We start from the raw sequence: 17,062 nt of genomic DNA, 5'->3' as shown, positions 1-17,062 counted from the left end.
CGGTGGTGTGGGAGGTCGGCTGATCAATTAATGGTCAGCCTCCTACCCGATTTAGATCATTATTTCATCAACGGTACGATTAAAGACCTCCACATAGTTGTTGCGCTGATCGGTGCTGAGTTCTCGGTTTTTTAGTAAATAAAGATAATCTTCAAAGGATTGAACCAGCAGCTGGTTGATCATCCGGTATTTTTCTAGAATCACCGGATCTTTTTTGAAGCTCAGTTCCCAGGTATCCTTCATATACGAAAAGATATGATTGGTCATATCCCGCATCATCCCGGCCAGCATGGCCACCCGGGGATTGAGATAATCAGTGTCCGCCTCATAGGTGGAGTGCGCCGAAATATTCAGCCGTCCCTGCTCCTGCAGGGCTTTGTAGGATGAGCTGCCCTGGAGAATAATCATATGATGGTAGAGCACGTTGACACTGATCTCCAATTTATCCAGTAGCTTGTTGCGCATTAAAAAGTCATAGTTGACTTTCAGGTCTTCCAGGGTCGAGTCGGGTTCAAACATGATAAAGCCGACGCTGGGTTCGATCCCGTATTGCCGCAGGATGCGCAGGGCATTCTCATTATCGGCCACCGTGGTCAGCTTATTCAGCCGTTTCAGGGCCTCGTCCCGGCCGCTTTCCAGACCGATCAGGATGTGTTTAAGACCGGCGTCAGTCAGGGCTTTGATGGTTTCGGCTTCAATATCGTTGGCCCGGGCTTCAATGCCAAAGTGGATCTGGCGTTCCTTTAAAAGACGGGCCAGTTTCAGGACCCGCTCTTTGCCGGCGCGACCGGGGCCGTAGAAGTTGGGATCCATAAAATAAAAGTAACGGATATCGGTTTCCTGCATCACCGCATCGATTTCGGCGATGATATTCTCCGGACTGCGGCCCCGCCATTTCCGTTTGGTATCGCCGTAGTAGGGGTTGATATAGCAGAAGGTACAGCCGCCGTAGCAACCCCGGCTGCCGGAAATATTGACCTCACCAAACGAATAGGAACCGGCGCTGCGCAGGGGAAAGGGCAAGCTATCAACATCGATGACCACTTCGCCGCGGCTGGCGACGATGCCGGTATCACTGCGCGCGGCGATTCCCGCCTGGGGGACGGTAGGGAAATTTTCGGCCAGCTTTAAAAAAGTCAGTTCAGCCTCGCCCAGTAAGGCGCCATCAATGGCCGGACAGCGGGTTAGGATTTCTTCATAGGCAAAGGTGGGGTAAAAACCATAGACGCAGACATAGGCAATCCCATAGGTTTGTTTGACGTGTTCGATAAACTGATAAAGGGTTTTATTGTCCTCCCAGTGATAAACCAGGTGAATCCCTAAAATCGTCGGCTTCAGCGCTGCAATCTGTTCTTCAATGGCCGGATAATCCAGCTGTTCCAGATAACCGTCGACAATCGTCACATCAATCTTGTTGGCCGCCAGCATGCCGCCGATATAGCCGGTGTTCAGGCAGGCGGAAAGGGGGGCGTTGGCAATATCGTTGCAGCGGTCGTCGCCGTAGGAGCGGGGATGTTCTAATAGGATGACGTTCATGAGGTGACCTCCTGCCACATAAAGATATTTTTTTTGGTATGATAGATTTCCAGCTCATAACGGACCCGGTCAAAGGGCGCCGGGTTGTAATAGGTCGGGTAGAGCAGATCGGTTTCTGGGGTGATCACGCCATGCTCCAGCGCCTGCTGTTCGACCTTGGTGCCTGGTAAAATCCGGATATTATTGAGAACGATGGTGCCCAGGGTTTTGGAAGCGTGATGGATCGCATAAATCGCGTCGATCAGGTCTTTGGCTTCTTGCTGGGTTGCGGCGGTATCTCCGGGGGTATTGACAAGGAAGTGATAAACGGTAACGACGCCGCTGTTGGCCAGAACCTGGGCGGTGTCGAGGATATCCTGGACCCGCATATGTTTATCTATGGCATCCAGGGCTGTCTGGCTGAGGCCGTCGGGGGACAGCGAAAAACATTCGCAGCCGGACTGGGTATAGAGGGCGACATTTTCCTCGGTTAACAGGTTTTCCCGGAAAAAGCCGCTCCAGTTGATTTTCAGATCGCGCCGGATAATTTCGGTACAGATCGCATCGAGATGATCGACGGGAATATTGACCACTGAATCGGTGAAATGGATCCGGGTGACGCCGTAGGTGTCATAGAGAAACTGAATTTCGTCGACCACCGCTTCCGGGGTACGGCAGCGCATTTTAGTTCCCTGCAGCAGCGGATAGGAACAGTAGCCGCAGCTAAAACAGCAGCCCCGTTTGGTTTCCACACCGATACTTTCCACATATTTATTGACCGTGAGGTAGGGTCGGGGATCGAGCAGATCGCGGTTGGGCATCACATAACCCCGCATATCATAATCGCCAACTGGCGGAACGATTGTGACTTTGCCCTGCTCCCGAAAACAGAGTCCTGGCAGGCGGGGCGGGTTGTCCAGATTTTCCAGCAGCGGCACAATGATTTTTTCAGCTTCACCGGTGACGCCGTAATCAATTTCCGGATATTCGTTCATCAGCCGTTCCGGAAACAGCGAAAAACCGGTTCCGCCGGCTAAGATTTTGGTGTTTGGTAAGTAGCGCTTGATAAAAGCCAGGGTAACAGCAAAGCCGGGAATCAGCGATGAGGTTTTATTGCCCAGGGGATCGATGTTTCGTAACGACAGGCAGACCACGTCCGGCTGATGAACATCCAGCTGCTGCCGCAGATCCCCATAGGGATCGAGGGCCATATTCATGTCAAAAATCTGCAGCTGATGATTGGTTTGGCGTTCGACCTGGGATGCCAGGACGACGATCCCAATGGGATAAACCCGCTCGATATCGATACCCTCCATTGAGAGGGCTTGAATGAAAAGTATTTTCATGGTTTCTCCTTGAGTTAATTAGCGGTTAATCAGTATCTTATTTTAAACAGAGGCGCTCCAGGACCGACTGAGATCGGGCGGCAAAGATCAGGGCCGTGTCGGTGGCCAGGGGCATCAGCGGCGAGGTGACCAAATCATGCTTTTCCAGTTCGGCAATTACCCAGGCTCCGGAAAAAACCTTGCCGTTGTAGGTGTTTAAAAACATATTGATATCGCTCAGATGGGCTTTGATCGGGTCATGTTCATTAAAGAAATCATGGATCAGAATGATGCCGTCATCGCTCAAATGGCTGGCGGCGATTTTTAAAACCTGTTCATTTTCCGCTTCGGCGTAGGCGTGAACAATATTTGAAAGGATGATCAGCTGATACTTTTGAGTAAGTCCCCATTCTGGTTCCAGAATATTAGCAGGATGGTAGCAAACCCGATCGGCAAACCCCGTGGCAGCGACAAGCTTTTGGGTCTGGGGCAGCATCTGCTCAATATCTAACAGGGTCGCGTCGGTGTCCGGAAAGGCCTCTAAAAAAGCCAGGGCCATGGCCCCGGAGCCGGTGCCCACATCGAGAATAGCGCCGCTGAGGGCGGTAAAAAAGGTGGTGCAGTCCCGGGCTTTAAGCTTGGCGACATTGTCCATGGCCTTGATATATTTGGCCCGGCGCCGATTCAGCTCCGCTTCACTGATCGTTTCCGGCAGAAAGTTGACCCGACCGCCGGCGGTCAGCGCGGCTTTCAGGGTACTCCAGTCATCGCTTAGATTTTTTCGCCACAGCAGCGAGTCCCCCTGATAAAGGGGACTCGCCTTCAGTAAATATTCTTTGGTAATTAATTGGTTATAATATACGTTTTTGTAGTAGCCCACTAATCCCAGGCTGTTAAGAAGTGCCAGGTAACGTTCCAGGGCGCTTTCATTGGCCTGTAGTTTTTGGGCGAGCTCAAAGAGATTGGCGCCCCGGATTCCGAAATCATCGATGGTCTGAAAAAGATCCATTTCCAGTGCCGTGAATAGAGCGTCGGAAACCCAGTAGGCAGTAGCCAGATCTTCCAGATACTGGCCGCCATTGGTACGGGGATCATACCCCTTCATGACCATTGGTTACTCCTGCATCGGCAAAGGTTAAGACGTCACAGATGACCCGGGCTGAGGATTCGACCAGGTGCATGGCCACCGCCGCGCCGGTGCCTTCCCCCAAGCGGAAATTGAGGTTGAGCAGCGGCCGTAATCCCAGGGCCTGCCACATCAGCTGATGCCCGGGTTCTTCACTCTGATGGGAGGGAATCATGTAATCCAGGGATTGGGGACAGAGGGCCTTGGCAATCAGCGCGCCGGCAGTGGAAATAAAGCCGTCCACCAGCACCGGGACCTGATGATAGGCAGCCCCCAGGATCACGCCGGCAATCCCGGCAATCTCATAGCCGCCCACTTTTGATAGCACATCAAGGGGATCGCTTTTATCCGGTTGATGGCGGTTAATCGATTCGCGAATCACTTTGATCTTATTAATCAGAGCGGCGTTATCAATGCCGGTGCCCCGGCCGGTTACCGATGAAACCGGATACTCCGCCATGACGGCTAAAATAGCGGCGCTGGGGGTCGTGTTGCCGATCCCCATATCGCCGGTGGCCAGCAGGTTGATCCCCTGTTCTTCAATGACCTTGGAAGCCACATTGATGCCCGCTTCCAGGGCGGCAATGGCCTGTTGCCGGGTCATTGCCGGTTCGCGGTAAAAGTTTTTGGTGCCATGGGCGATCTTACAGTCGATGATGGCGCCTTGTTCAACCAGTTCGGGCATGTCCACAGCGACGCCCATATCGACGACAATCACTTCGGCGCCGGCGGCTTTGGCCAGAATATTAATGCCAGCTCCGCCTTTGACAAAGTTTTCTACCATCTGCGGGGTCACTTCCTGGGGAAAGGCGGAAACGCCTTCGGCCACCACGCCGTGATCCCCGGCCATGGTGATGACCATTTTTTTATCGACATTGGGGCGGATGGTGCGTTGAATCCCGGCCAGTTGTTCAGCGACAACCAGCAGCTGACCGAGGCTCCAGGGCGGAATTGCCAATTTTTCAATATGATCCCGGGCCGCCTGACGCCACTTGGGATCTGCCGGTTCGGTATTATCGATGACCTGTTTTAAGGTATATTTGGTTTCGATCATGGTATTTATCCCTTCTATTGATATTAAATGAATATGGAAGATTGATCCGTTATCATTATCCAGGGTGCGGGTGGGTAAGCCGCCCGCACCGGAGGGTTTATTATTTAAGCCAGCCCAAAAAACTCCGCTGCTACATCGGCCGGACATTTGCTGTCGGCACAGACGGCACAGCCATGGGATGGCTTTTGGGCCGCCAAAGCGGAGATCAGATTGGCCTGATTAATGGCGTTTTTGACCTGTTCCTCCTGGTTGCGGGAAACCCGCGCCCGGGACATTGCCAGATCACGGTTCCAGGCCGCGCCGCCACGCTTTAAGACATTGGCAGCATTGGCGGCGATCCGGGTGGTTTCGACACCGATGCGGACATCTTCTTCATTGGGCAGACCCAGATGTTCGGCGGGGGTCAGATAACACAGGAAGTCAGCTCCGTGCATACCGGCAAAGGCGCCGCCAATGGCTCCGGAAATATTATCATAACCGGGAGCCACATCGGTGGCCAGGAAGCCCAGAATATAGTAGGGCACGTCAAAGCAAAGCCGTTTTTGCAACAGCATCGCTGACGGAATATGGTTTAGCGGGACATGGCCGGGACCTTCCACCATCACCTGAACGCCAGCGGCCAGAGCCCGTTTGGTCAGCTCACCAGCGACCATTAAGCCGCGCAGGTGGGCCTGATCGAGAGAATCGGCATTGGCGCCGGGGCGGATGGCATCGCCGATGCTGAGAACCGTATCGGTGGCTTTAAGAATCTCCAGCAGCCGGTCAAATTCAGCGTAAAGTGGATTTTCTTTATCGTTATGGAACATCCAGCCGGTCATCAGCGAGCCGCCGCGGCTGCAGATATCGGCAACACGACCGGTTTTTTTCAATATTTTAAGCAGATCCATATTCAGGGCCGAGTGCACGGCCATAAAATCCATACCGGCCTGGCACTGTTTTTCCACCACATCAAACAAGTCATCAGCGGTCATATTGACCATCAGGCCGCGTTTATCAGCCGCTTCTTTGGCTGCCTGATAAACCGGCACGCAGCCGGCGGCGATATTGGAATTGGTTAAACTCAGGGTTCGCATCGTATCAATATCTTCACCCATGCTTAAATCCATAAAGCCGTGAGCACCTGTTTCCTCAATGATTTTGAGTTTTTTGACTTCCATTTCCATATCATCCCGGTCACCGGAGGTGCCCATCAGGCCATTGACTTTAACGTCCAGGCCGCCGCCGATACCACAGATTTTAGTCCGGTTGCGCAATTTATTTTTAGGAATGACGATTCGGCCGGCGGCTACTCCGGCGCGGATAAATTCGGGTGTGAAGCCTTCGCTGATCGCCACCATTTCCATTTCTTCGGTAATTTTACCCTGACGGGCTTTTAACATTTGGGTCATGACTAGTTCCTCGCTTCCTGGTTTTCGTCTCGTAAATACTTGCCGACAATTTTCATGGCACAGAAGTCGCCGCACATGCTGCACTCAGATTCGAAGTTGGTGCTGCGATCCTTCCAGACCTGGGTGGCGGTTTCGGTATCGATGGCCAGTTCCATCTGTTGGCCCCAGTTCAGTTCCCGCCGGGCATGGGACATTTCCAGATCCCAGGCAATGGCTGTCGGATGCCCTTTGCCGACATCGCCGGCATGGGCAGCAATGCGGCTGGCCATCACCCCCAGATAAACATCATCAGCACTCGGCATGCCGATGTGTTCCGCCGGGGTCACGTAGCAGAGGAAGTCAGCGCCGTAAAAGGCGGCGATGGCCCCGCCGATGGCGCCGGTGACGTGGTCCATACCCGCTCCGGAATCGGTGGGCAGACAGCCGAAGACAAAGTAGGGCGCGCCGCCGCATAATTGTTTCTGTAATTGAACGGTGGTCTGGATCTGATCCAGGGGCACGTGGCCCGGTCCTTTGACCATCACCTGAACTCCGGCCGCCCGGGCCTTTTTAACCAGGCCGCCGAGGATCACCAATTCATGAACCTGAGCGCCGTCCAGCGAATCAGCGATGCAGCCGGGGCGCATGCCGTCGGCAAAGCTCAGCACGACATCGTATTTTTTACAGATTTCCAGGACCCGGTCATATTGGGTAAAGAAGGGATTTTCACAGTGGTTGTGAACCATCCAGCCGATCAGGTGGGAACCCCCATAACTGACCAGGGGATCAATCCGGCCTTCTTCTTTGGCGCGGTTGATCACATCCATGGTGGTGCCACAGTGCAGGGCTAAAAAGCTGACCCCATCTGCAGCATGCTTTTCCATCATCGCAAACATGTCGTCGGCGGTCATATCTAAAGCGGTACCGTATTTTTCCTGCGCCACGGCCAGGGTCTGATACAGGGGCAGGGTACCCACCGGCCGGTCCACGGTGGTTAAGACTTTTTCGCGCATCTCGTCGATCGGGCCGAGAACACTTAAGTCCATCAGGGTATCGGCCTTGGCCTTAACGGCCTGATCGATCTTAGCCATTTCACCGGCGATGGTATCATCCGCTTCATACATCCCGACGCTGGCCGAGACCTTGGTAAACAGACCTTTGCCCACGGCAACCGGGTTGATATTGGGCCGGGAACTCATCAAGATGACGATTTCACCAGCAGCCACCCCCTGGCGAATCAGCTCGGGATCGATCCCTTCTTTTTCTGCCACATAAATCATTTCGGCGGTGATTTCACCAGCGCGTGCTTTTTCCAGAATTGTCATTGTTTCCTCCTGAATGATTGTAGTTATTGTAAATAATTACCAATTTCAGAACTAACCTTAATTGCTTTGATGTCAGTTTTCATAACCAATTTTGTAACGTGTAGGCGAACAGTCGATAGACTGTCCGCCGTACAGTGTAAAAATTGTTTTATGTAAACAGACAGCGAAGCTCACGGCAGTATAGTTATGAATGGCAAGATTTTGGCAAATAAAAAAGTCCACAGCGGTTATTTTTTACAATAACAGCCATGAACTTTACCTTCGTTCATTCAGGATCGATTCATAGGCAGGTCTCCTGACTCGGGGTTTTAGCGCTACGCCACACCTTCCCATTAAAAAACAGTGGTTCTTGTGGTTTGCTCCGCCCTTACAGTGATGGGTTCGTTCAGGACTCTCACCTGATTCCCTATTCTCCTTATTGCTAAGGCACCTATGCTCGCTTTTTTATTCACTTATTCTTAATTATACACACTAAAAATGAATGTGCAAGAAAAAAATAAAAAAAACTGATTTGTGCAGTTGCCATAAAAAAACGAAACAAACTATGTTATAATGAAATCAAGTGAATGAGGGAGGTGAGAGGATGAATATTGTTTTTGTCTGGTTGGTCTTGTTTGTCGTTTTTCTGGTGGCTGAACTGGTTACCGCGGGCGCGCTGGTTTCGATCTGGTTTTGTATCGGGGCGCTGGTGGCCTTGGCAGCCGCTTATTTTGGCGCCGCCTTCTGGTTGCAGATGACGCTTTTTTTCGCGGTCTCGATTGGGTTATTATTGGGGACCAAGCCGTTTTTAAAGAAACATCTGGATCCCAAAACAATGGCCACCAATGCCGATCGGATCTTGCAAAACCGGGGGATTGTTGAGGAAGAAATCAATAACCTCAAAGGACAGGGGGCGGTCAAAATTGACGGCAAATCCTGGACGGCCCGAAATATCGACGGCGAGGCCGTTATTCCCGTTAATGCGGAAGTGATCGTGGTGGGCATCGAAGGGGTCAAGGCCATGGTTAAAGTGGTTGAAAAAGAAATAGTTTCTGAATAAAAGGAGGAAAAAAATTATGTATGGACTGATTGTTTTAGGCGTAATATTTATCATTTTTATTGTTGTGATTATTGTCAATGCCAAGATTGTGCCCCAGGCTAACGCCTATGTGGTGGAACGGCTGGGTGCTTATCATGCTACCTGGGAAACCGGTTTTCATATCGCGATTCCGATTTTTGACCGGATTTCCAAGCGGATCAGTTTAAAAGAGCGAGTCGCGGATTTTCCGCCGCAACCGGTCATTACCAAAGACAACGTCACGATGCAGATTGATACGGTTATTTACTTACAGGTCACCGACCCTAAATTCTATATGTATGGGGTGGATAACCCCATGAAGGCGATTGAAAACCTCACCGCCACCACCCTCCGTAATATCATTGGCGATATGGAACTGGATGCTACTCTCACCTCCCGGGATGTTATCAATACCAAAATGCGGGTGATACTCGATGAAGCCACCGACCCCTGGGGGATTAAAATCAACCGCGTCGAACTTAAAAATATCATGCCACCAGATGCTATCCAGAATGCCATGGAACGGCAGATGAAGGCTGAGCGGGAACGGCGGGAAAAAATTCTCCAGGCCGAGGGTGAAAAAGCCAGTGCGATTCTGGTCGCCGAAGGGGAAAAATCAGCAGCTATTCTTAACGCCGAAGGTTTAAAAGCGGCCGCCATTCTCAGTGCTGAAGCCGATCGCGAAGCCCAGATCAGAAGGGCCGAAGGGGAAGCGGAAGCCATTATCAAGGTTCAGGAAGCGGTTGCCCAGGGCGTTAAAATGCTCAATGAAGCTGATCCGATCAAGTCGGTCATTGCCCTGAAGAGCTTGTCCACCTTTGAAAAGGTCGCCGACGGCAAAGCCACCAAGATTATTATTCCTTCAGAAATTCAGGGGTTGGCCGGTCTGGCCACATCCCTCAGTGAAATCATGAAGGATCAGACCAAAGACATTCAGTAACGCAATATATCAACGACCATGAATGGGCAATTGGAAAGCGGCAAGCCGTTTCCCAATTGCCCTAAGTTTTTAAATACACCAATTAAGAAAGAAGGAATATTTTTGGGAATCACGAATACGCAACTCATCAAACGTTTCATACCATACTATCAAAAATACAAATGGATTCTGTTGTTGGATCTGTTTTGTGCCACCCTGACGACGGTTTGTGATCTGGTTTTGCCGTTGATTGTGCGGTTTATTACCAATACCGCCATCAATGATCTGGCCAGTCTTACGATGACGACGATTTTAAAACTGGGGCTGGTTTATCTGGTGCTGCGGCTGATCGATGCGGTCGCCAATTATTTTATGGCCAATGTTGGTCATGTCATGGGGGCCCAAATTGAAACCGATATGCGTCGGGATCTCTTTTCACATCTTCAGAAACTGTCTTTTTCGTTTTACAGTGACACTAAAATTGGCCAGCTGATGTCGCGGATCACCTCAGATCTTTTTGATGTGACCGAGTTTGCCCATCATTGCCCCGAGGAATTTTTTATTGCCGGTTTAAAAATCGGGGTATCTTTTGCGATTTTGGCCAGCGTTAATATCTGGCTGACCCTGATTATTTTTGCAGCTTTGCCGGTGATGCTGTTGACGACCACTTATTTCCGTAAACGGATGCGCCGGGAAATGATGCGGTCCCGGGTTAAGACTGGCGATATCAATGCCCAGGTGGAGGATAATTTGCTGGGGATTCGGGTAGTCAAATCTTTTGCCAATGAAAATATTGAAGAAATGAAGTTTGAAGTCGGGAACAGTCAGTTTCTGGAAGTTAAAAGAAAAACCTATCGTTATTTCGCCGGTTTTCAGACGACCACCCGGCTCTTTGACGGGCTGATGTATCTGCTGGTGATGGTCTGCGGGGCCATTTTTATGATCAACGGGGCCATTAACCCGGGCGATTATGTGGCCTATCTGATGTATGTTACCACCTTGCTGGCTTCAATCCGTCGGATTGTCGAATTTGCGGAACAGTTTCAACGCGGCATGACCGGGTTTGAGCGGTTTATTGAAATTCTTGATGAACCTACCGAATATGAAAATCAGGCCAATGAGGTGGAACTGACCGATGTGGTTGGCGAGATCCGCTTTGAAGATGTCAGCTTTCAATATAACGATGGCGGCGAGGCAGTGCTTTCTCATATCGATGTCGAGGTGAAAGCCGGCGAAAACATTGCCATTGTTGGGCCTTCCGGCAGTGGCAAAACGACCATGTGCCATCTGATTCCGCGCTTCTACAACGTCAGCTCCGGCCGGATTCTGATTGACGGTCAGGATATTCAGGGCCTGACCCTGCACTCGTTGCGAACCCAGGTGGGGGTGGTTCAGCAAGATGTTTATCTCTTTTCGGGTACGGTTTATGAGAATATCAGCTACGGCCGGAATGATGCCGATCGGGATAGTGTGATCCAGGCAGCTAAACTTGCCGGGGCTCATGAGTTTATTGAGAAGCTCCCCCAAAGTTACGATACCCATATCGGCGAACGGGGAATCAAGCTTTCCGGTGGTCAGAAACAGCGGATCAGCATAGCCCGGGTCTTTTTGAAAAACCCGCCGATTCTGATTCTTGATGAGGCTACCTCAGCCCTGGATAATGAAAGTGAACGGATTGTCCAGGAATCCCTGAAAGAGCTGACCCGGGGCCGAACCACCTTTACCATCGCCCATCGCCTGACGACCATCAAAAATGCGGACTCGATCTTAGTTCTCACCGAAGACGGGATCGTCGAAAAAGGCTCCCACGAGGAACTGCTCCGGGAAGAAGGCGTTTACTACGATCTCTACCAGATGTATCGCGATCTGGATGAATTGAACGAAGAGTTTTAGCCGTTCATATTGCCGCAGTTGTAGCCGGCCAGGTCCAGGGTGATGGTTTTGATGCCGAGGTTTTTCAGGGTGTCGATCAGGGCCAGGCGGTTTTCGATGATGGCGGTAAAATCACCGGGGTCGCATTCAATTTTAGCGGTCTCGCCCAGCAGCCGCAGCCGGTATTGGCTTAAACCCAGGGATTTGAGAAAATCCTCCCCGGCTTCGATGGCTGTCAGGGCGGCGGAAGTGATCGGGGTGTTGGTGGGAATCCGGGTGGCCAGGCAGGCCATGGCCGGCTTGGTGGCGGTGGGCAAGCCGTAATAAGCCGAGAGTTCGCGGATATCCTGCTTGGTCAGGCCGGCTTCTTTTAACGGACTGAAAACGCCCAGCTCGCCCAGGGCTTTGATGCCTGGCCGGTAGTCCTTCATGTCATCGAGGTTGGAGCCATCCAGAATCACCTCGTAGCCATTGGCCCGGGCCGCATCTTTGATCTGGGTGAAAATAAATTTCTTACAGTGATAACAGCGATCGGCCGGGTTCTTGACAAAATTCTCCAACGAAAAAACATCAGCATCAATCACCAGAGGCACAGCCCCCATGGCTTTAGCTAGCGCCTGCGCTTCAGCAAATTCTGAGCCGGGCAGCATCGCGCCGTTGACGGTGATTGGCAAAACATTAGGCCCCAGCACAGAAACCGCCACCTGCAGCAGCAGGGTGCTGTCGACTCCGCCAGAAAAGGCAATGCTGACCTTGGGGAAACGTTTGATATTTTCTTTCAAAGCAACCAGTTTTTCGGCAAGAACCGGGGTTAGGGTGGGTTTTATCTTCATAGTATCTCCTTGGGGGTATCTGTTTAAATTATTTTATTATGATAATGGCTATATTATAACTCCTTAAGAGGGTTCCCCGCCAGTAAATATTTTGTTATAATGTTTACATTAAAGGATAGGGGGATTACTGAATGACCGTAAAAAAAGCCGTCTCACTGGGAGTGGGAATTGGAGTTTTGTTTATCATCGTGTTAATTATTTATGGGGTTACCCATACATTTAATCAGACCAAAAGTGAAGATCATCTGGTCAAGGGGGTGGATCTATCCGCTTATCAGGGCGAGATTGATTGGGAGCTGCTGGCCGATCAAAACATCGATTTTGCCTTTATCAAGGCCACCGAAGGCAAAGATTATGTCGACGAACAGTTTAAGACCAACTGGGAAGAAAGTCAAAAAACACAGTTGAAAGTTGGTGCATATCACTTTTTGAGTTACGAAACAACCGGAAAAGATCAGGCCAGTAATTTTATCAAAAATGTGCCGGTATCGGATAAAATTCTGCCGCCAGTGGTAGATTTGGAATTATACGGTATTTATGAAGCAAACCCGCTACCCAAAGAACAGGTAAAGATTATCCTTGACGAATTTTTAAAGGAAGTCGAAGCTAATTACGGGGTCAAACCGATCATCTATACCACCCAGCGGATTTTCAAAATGTATATTGGCACCGACTACAAAGATTATAAGATTTGGATTGTCGACCTGGATAATTCATGGCCGGAAACCCTGCCAAACGGCGAAACCTTTACGTTCTGGCAATACAGTCACCGGGGCATGATGGATGGTTATAATGGCGATGAAACCTTTGTTGATTCAAATCTCTACAATGGCACCTACGCCGAATTTATCGAAGAATTCTTTTAAGAATAGAAAAAGCTGCCATTACGGCAGCTTTTGTGTGATCTGATTATTTTTTACAGCGTGTGTTTAATTATAGACTTGCTTTCCATAAACCATGAAGGTTACAATATTCGTAGGCAGCAATGACTTTATCCCCAGGTGTTAAGGCAAATTCTGCTTTAGGGGCACCGGTTTCTGCCAGACATTTTCGCTGGCCGCCTTCGGTTGTTTCCAGATAGACCCAGGCGATATGGTGTTCTGGTGTCATTGGATGAGGAACGCTGCCGATATCGACAGTGACGGTATTACCGCTGACGGTGATAACGGGCACATGTTTTTCCTGGGCGGCATCAGTCGTATTAGGAACAACTTCAGTCATTGGATCGCCGCAGCAGATCATTTGGACACCAGATTCGTGAATCATACCCACAAAATTCCCACAATGTTTACAGACGAAAAATTTTGGTTCTTTACACATAATAGACCTCCTAAGTCAATGTTAATCTCTTTTGTTATATTCCCCAAAAATAAAGAAATAAACAGATTAGATTAATTCTTGTTTATATTATAACATAAGATTTAAAAAAGTGAAGACACAAATTGTTAATTTTCAGCAATTAAGTGATTTATAGGCATCGAATAGAAGTTGCTTTGATGTCGGTTTCCACAAACCGGCAGCAAAGCTCACGGCAGTTTTGAATTGTTAATTTTAAAAGGAGAGAAGCGCGGCTTCGAGAAGAAAAATGGAAAAACAATGGCTTGTATGGGCAAGAGAATTACAATCAATCTCTCAGTCAGGATTGACCTACTGCAAAAATGATTATGATCTGGTCCGCTATCGCGAAATCGAAAAGTTGTCCCGGGAAATCATCGAAAAACATACCGAGGTTTCCCATGAGGTGATCAAGGATTACTATGTCCGGGAAGAAGGATATCTGACGCCCAAGGTCGATGTCCGGGGCGGCGTCATCGTCGAAAATAAGATCCTGCTGGTGCGGGAAAAGGTTGATGGCTGCTGGTCGTTGCCGGGCGGTTGGGCCGATGTCAACCGGACGCCCCAGGAAAATGTCATTAAAGAAGCCTTTGAAGAAGCCGGGGTGCTGGTTAAGCCAACCCGACTGGTCGGGCTCTTGGATCGCAGCAAATGGGTGCAGGATACCTGTCCCTATACCATTTATAAGATTCTGATGCTGTGCGAACTGCTGGAAGGGGATTTTAAAGGCAATGCCGAAACCACCGAGAGCGGCTTCTTTGCCATGGATCAGTTGCCGCCACTGTCGCTGGGTCGAACCACCGAAGCACAACTGGCACTCTTTTTTAAAGCTCACCAAAACCCGGAATACCATCCGGTATATGATTAATCATAGCAAAACCACAAAAACCGGCAGCGCGCCGGTTTTTGTGGTTTATATTATATAACATAAGAGGTTGGTATGTTGGTACAGGTAATGGGGGTGGTAATCAGATTGGAAACACCGCTTTGTCCCTGGCTTTGCAGGGTTTCTTCCACCGATTTGTTGATCGGCAGCGCGCCGGCAATCATTTTCCCGTCTTCCGAGGCGGGAAAGAAATTTCCGTTCTTACCCAGGAAAGTGGCATAAACCCGGTATTGAGTCACCCCATTGGCATCGACAAAGGTGTAAAAACCATCCTGGTCTTCCACCGGGGTATAAAAAGCAAAAGGTAGTTCACCATCGTAAGCCGTGGTAATTCCGTTAGCTTTGTCCACCTTGGTTAGCGGCGAGCTGCTGTTTATTAAGGCCAGATAAACGTTTTGTTCATCGACCCGATACTCCACTTGATAAAAACCTTCTCCGATCAGGTGAGACTGGTCACCGGATATGGATTCTTTTCTGCCATAAACGTAGTAAACCGGTTCCCCGGCAGTATTTGTAAAACCAAAGACACCAAACTGGACAGTGGTAGTGGCACCAGTGGGATCATCCGGAATGGGGTTGGTGATGCTTAAAATCGAATCGAGATGTAGTCCATCAGGTATGGTTGCTTTTGTAGGTAGGGTCATAAAGGTCAGATAGGCCGTAGTGCCATCATCTTTATCGCAACCGGCGAATAGAATAACAATTAGGGAAAGAATGATGATAGTTAAGAATCTTTTTTTTGGCATGCCGTCGCTCCTATTTCATGTATGGGTATATTTTATAACACTTTTGGCACAATAGCAATCACACTTTAGTCACAATTATGTCCAAGAATCAAACTTTCCTTGAGATTATGATGTTTTTCGTTTAAAATAGTATCAATGGTATTTCAAAGCGAAAGCGGATGAGATGCCATTTTTGAAATGATCCATGGAAACGAGGAAAACGATGAATTCTGAAAAAAAGCCCTTAATCGGGATCTTACCCTTATATGACAGTATCAAGAAGAGTCTCTGGATGTACCCGGGCTATCCCGAGGGGATAACTGCGGCTGGCGGAATTCCGGTGATTCTTTCAATTTTAAATCGCGACGAGGATATCGAAGCCATTGCCGAGCGGCTGGATGGGTTTGTTTTCAGCGGCGGCCAGGACGTGGATCCCCGGCATTATGGGGAAGCCTTGCTCAAATACAGCAACGAGATCTATCCGCCCCGGGATCAGCTGGAAATGCGACTGCTACGGGCCGTAATGGACCGGGATAAACCGATATTCGGAGTTTGTCGGGGCCTCCAATTAATAAACGTTGCCTTGGGCGGAACCCTTTATCAGGATATCAATCAGCAGGTAAAACGGGAGTTACCGATTCAGCATTTTCAACAAAATAACTATGATTTTCCCGTTCATCAGATCAGTATCGCAACGAACTCCCGATTATATGAAATTATCGGGACAGAAACGATCTGGGTTAATAGTATGCATCATCAGGCGATTGCCCACCTGTCGCCCCAACTACTTGCCGCAGCTACAAGCGCAGACGGCCTGGTGGAAGCGGTGGAAATCCGGGAGCTCCGCTTTGGTCTGGCGGTACAATGGCATCCCGAGTTTTTATGGCGGGATGATGAAAATACATTGAAAGTGCTACGGGCTTTTGTGGCTGCTTGCCGTGATTAAAAAAGGATTTCCGACTGCGTTGATGCAGCCGGAAATCCTTTTTCTATGTGCGCCCGGCATGGGCGCAATCTAACGGGTGAAAGTCCCGAGCACGGGTAGGTAGTGCCAAGTGCATAGCTTAAGGCAAGGGTGTCCCCGGCGACGGGGAATCTGAAGGAAGCCGGCGGCAAACTTCCGGTCTGACGAACAGAAATCACATCAGGCATGATCAACTGGGTAAGGTTGCATAACAAACCGAAGCCCCAAAACTACCCGGAAGTTGATGGTGTAAATGTGGCAGATAGATGGAAGGAAAGATTGCGTTCTTACCCGGGGAGATCTCACGGACGTGTGGAAACAGAGTATGAAATACGGTTGAAATAAGATTTATCGTGAGAAGTCAGCTGAAGCCATAGTACAGAGGTGGTCATGACACCGAAGGAAGGGCTGAACCAGAGGAGGTGAAGATCAATGAAGATTACTGACAGTGATAAAATAAAACACAGAAAACTTCATAATGAAGGCGATCTGCAAAAGGTATCTGCGGAACAGAAAGAATATGCAGACGAGTGCGCATCACCAAAGATAATTGAGACCGAAATCACCAACATAAACGAGCAGACGGATGGATTGCTGGAGAAAATTCTAACCCGGGATAATCTGAACCTGGCCTACAAGCAGGTTAAGAGAAACAAGGGTGCAGGTGGAATTGACGGGATGCAGGTGGATGAACTTCTGCCCTACTGTAAATTTTCACATTATTTCGGACTGGTTTAATCACAATAAAACGGATCGAAA

Annotated in this window: 16 protein-coding genes and 1 riboswitch; of the genes, 7 read left to right on the top strand and 9 right to left on the bottom strand. The window is 49.6% G+C overall.

The genetic code is table 11. The features are described 5' to 3' along the window. Nucleotides 1-51: 51 nt before the first annotated feature. The 6 genes from ABGU93_RS12230 to thiC form a co-directional block, all read right to left on the bottom strand. A complete protein-coding gene (locus ABGU93_RS12230; protein ID WP_347413727.1) occupies nucleotides 52-1,536 on the bottom strand; it encodes a radical SAM protein in 1,485 nt (494 codons plus the stop codon). Next, nucleotides 1,533-2,861, bottom strand: coding sequence for a B12 lower ligand biosynthesis radical SAM protein BzaD (gene bzaD / locus ABGU93_RS12225; RefSeq protein ID WP_347413726.1), 1,329 nt, complete (start codon nucleotides 2,859-2,861; stop codon nucleotides 1,533-1,535). The genes ABGU93_RS12230 and bzaD overlap by 4 nt, the downstream gene beginning before the upstream one ends. A gap of 37 nt (nucleotides 2,862-2,898) precedes the next feature. Beyond that, entirely contained in the window at nucleotides 2,899-3,951 is a 1,053-nt protein-coding gene (locus ABGU93_RS12220; protein ID WP_347413725.1) for a class I SAM-dependent methyltransferase, read from the bottom strand. Continuing rightward, nucleotides 3,932-5,020 carry a nicotinate-nucleotide--dimethylbenzimidazole phosphoribosyltransferase gene (cobT, locus tag ABGU93_RS12215; protein ID WP_347413724.1) on the bottom strand — a complete coding sequence of 363 codons (1,089 nt, stop codon included), beginning with the start codon at nucleotides 5,018-5,020 and terminating at the stop codon, nucleotides 3,932-3,934. Before cobT ends, ABGU93_RS12220 begins: the two co-directional genes overlap by 20 nt. Before the next feature lie 104 nt (nucleotides 5,021-5,124). After that, on the bottom strand, nucleotides 5,125-6,408 hold the full coding sequence (gene bzaB, locus ABGU93_RS12210; RefSeq protein WP_347413723.1) for a B12 lower ligand biosynthesis ThiC-like protein BzaB: 1,284 nt from the start codon (nucleotides 6,406-6,408) through the stop codon (nucleotides 5,125-5,127). A 2-nt stretch (nucleotides 6,409-6,410) separates the two neighbouring features. Next, nucleotides 6,411-7,712 carry a phosphomethylpyrimidine synthase ThiC gene (gene thiC, locus ABGU93_RS12205; RefSeq protein ID WP_347413722.1) on the bottom strand — a complete coding sequence of 434 codons (1,302 nt, stop codon included), beginning with the start codon at nucleotides 7,710-7,712 and terminating at the stop codon, nucleotides 6,411-6,413. Between the two features lie 267 nt (nucleotides 7,713-7,979). Continuing rightward, nucleotides 7,980-8,161, bottom strand: a riboswitch (cobalamin riboswitch). 134 nt (nucleotides 8,162-8,295) lie between these two features. Here thiC and ABGU93_RS12200 point away from each other — a divergent pair. Genes ABGU93_RS12200 through ABGU93_RS12190 form a run of 3 tightly spaced genes read left to right on the top strand, consistent with a single transcriptional unit; the run spans nucleotide 8,296 to nucleotide 11,581 of the window. Further along, nucleotides 8,296-8,751, top strand: coding sequence for an NfeD family protein (locus ABGU93_RS12200; protein ID WP_347413721.1), 456 nt, complete (start codon nucleotides 8,296-8,298; stop codon nucleotides 8,749-8,751). A gap of 16 nt (nucleotides 8,752-8,767) precedes the next feature. Further along, the gene (locus tag ABGU93_RS12195; protein WP_347413720.1) at nucleotides 8,768-9,709 is read left to right on the top strand and encodes an SPFH domain-containing protein; all 942 of its coding nucleotides are present in this window, start codon (nucleotides 8,768-8,770) and stop codon (nucleotides 9,707-9,709) included. An 18-nt stretch (nucleotides 9,710-9,727) separates the two neighbouring features. Then, a complete protein-coding gene (locus ABGU93_RS12190; RefSeq protein WP_347413719.1) occupies nucleotides 9,728-11,581 on the top strand; it encodes an ABC transporter ATP-binding protein in 1,854 nt (617 codons plus the stop codon). Here ABGU93_RS12190 and larE read toward each other — a convergent pair. Further along, complete coding sequence (gene larE / locus ABGU93_RS12185) at nucleotides 11,578-12,393, bottom strand: ATP-dependent sacrificial sulfur transferase LarE (RefSeq protein WP_347413718.1); 816 nt, start codon at nucleotides 12,391-12,393, stop codon at nucleotides 11,578-11,580. The genes ABGU93_RS12190 and larE overlap by 4 nt on opposite strands. Before the next feature lie 131 nt (nucleotides 12,394-12,524). Between larE and ABGU93_RS12180 the strand changes: the two genes are divergently transcribed. Then, nucleotides 12,525-13,259 carry a GH25 family lysozyme gene (locus ABGU93_RS12180; RefSeq protein WP_347413717.1) on the top strand — a complete coding sequence of 245 codons (735 nt, stop codon included), beginning with the start codon at nucleotides 12,525-12,527 and terminating at the stop codon, nucleotides 13,257-13,259. Between the two features lie 67 nt (nucleotides 13,260-13,326). Here ABGU93_RS12180 and ABGU93_RS12175 read toward each other — a convergent pair whose 3' ends face one another. Further along, nucleotides 13,327-13,713, bottom strand: a complete 387-nt coding sequence (locus ABGU93_RS12175) for a desulfoferrodoxin family protein (protein ID WP_347413716.1) — start codon at nucleotides 13,711-13,713, stop codon at nucleotides 13,327-13,329. 265 nt (nucleotides 13,714-13,978) lie between these two features. Between ABGU93_RS12175 and ABGU93_RS12170 the strand changes: the two genes are divergently transcribed. After that, nucleotides 13,979-14,596, top strand: coding sequence for an NUDIX hydrolase (locus ABGU93_RS12170; protein ID WP_347413715.1), 618 nt, complete (start codon nucleotides 13,979-13,981; stop codon nucleotides 14,594-14,596). Nucleotides 14,597-14,646: 50 nt separating this feature from the next. Here the strand turns inward: ABGU93_RS12170 and ABGU93_RS12165 are convergent, their stop codons facing one another. After that, nucleotides 14,647-15,360 carry a hypothetical protein gene (locus tag ABGU93_RS12165; protein ID WP_347413714.1) on the bottom strand — a complete coding sequence of 238 codons (714 nt, stop codon included), beginning with the start codon at nucleotides 15,358-15,360 and terminating at the stop codon, nucleotides 14,647-14,649. Nucleotides 15,361-15,562: 202 nt separating this feature from the next. Here ABGU93_RS12165 and ABGU93_RS12160 point away from each other — a divergent pair, with 202 nt between their 5' ends. Together ABGU93_RS12160 and ABGU93_RS12155 are read left to right on the top strand one after the other, a co-directional pair. Beyond that, nucleotides 15,563-16,285: a gamma-glutamyl-gamma-aminobutyrate hydrolase family protein gene (locus ABGU93_RS12160; protein ID WP_347413713.1), complete on the top strand. Its 723-nt coding sequence runs from the start codon at nucleotides 15,563-15,565 to the stop codon at nucleotides 16,283-16,285. A 450-nt stretch (nucleotides 16,286-16,735) separates the two neighbouring features. Beyond that, on the top strand, nucleotides 16,736-17,041 hold the full coding sequence (locus ABGU93_RS12155) for a hypothetical protein (RefSeq protein ID WP_347413712.1): 306 nt from the start codon (nucleotides 16,736-16,738) through the stop codon (nucleotides 17,039-17,041). Nucleotides 17,042-17,062: the final 21 nt, after the last annotated feature.

The organism is Acetobacterium sp. (genome assembly GCF_039830195.1).
Taxonomy (GTDB): Bacteria; Bacillota; Clostridia; order Eubacteriales; family Eubacteriaceae; genus Acetobacterium.
This window is presented reverse-complemented; position numbering and strand designations above follow the sequence as displayed.